Annotated in this window: 1 pseudogene; it reads left to right on the top strand. The window is 63.0% G+C overall.

Going from position 1 to position 562, the window contains the following annotated elements:
* A pseudogene (locus tag U5768_RS31855) lies at positions 1 to 562 on the top strand (adhesin); the annotation flags it as partial.

The following is a 562-nucleotide window of genomic DNA, read 5'->3' as shown; positions in this document are numbered from 1 at the left end:
CGCGGTCAACGCTTCGAGCGTGGACGCGGTGAACGGCTCGCAACTCTACGCGCTGGCCAGCTCGACGGCTGACTCGATGGGTGGCGGCTCGACGGTGAACGGCGACGGTTCGATCTCGAACCCGACCTACATCATCGGCGGCAAGACGTTCAACAACGCAGGCGACGCATTCACGTCGATCAGCGGCGACATCACGAACATCAACGGCACGATGGCTGATGCGGTGATGTACGACTCGTCGGCACACGATTCGGTGACGCTGGGCGGTGCGGGTTCGACCACGCCGGTAGCGCTGCACAACGTGGCCAACGGCGCGGTGAACGCATCGAGCCTTGACGCGGTGAACGGCTCGCAGCTGTACAACGTGGCGGCTTCGACGGCGAACGTGATTGGCGGCGGCTCGACGGTGAACAGCGACGGTTCGATCTCGAACCCGACGTTCATCCTGAATGGCGGCACCACCACGTACACGAACGTGGCCGGCGCGATCACGAACCTCGACGGTCGTGTGACGCAGAACACGGACGACATCACCAACATCACCAACAACATCAACAACGGC

The organism is Paraburkholderia sp. J76 (genome assembly GCF_905220295.1).
Lineage (GTDB): Bacteria > Pseudomonadota > Gammaproteobacteria > Burkholderiales > Burkholderiaceae > Paraburkholderia.
This window is presented reverse-complemented; position numbering and strand designations above follow the sequence as displayed.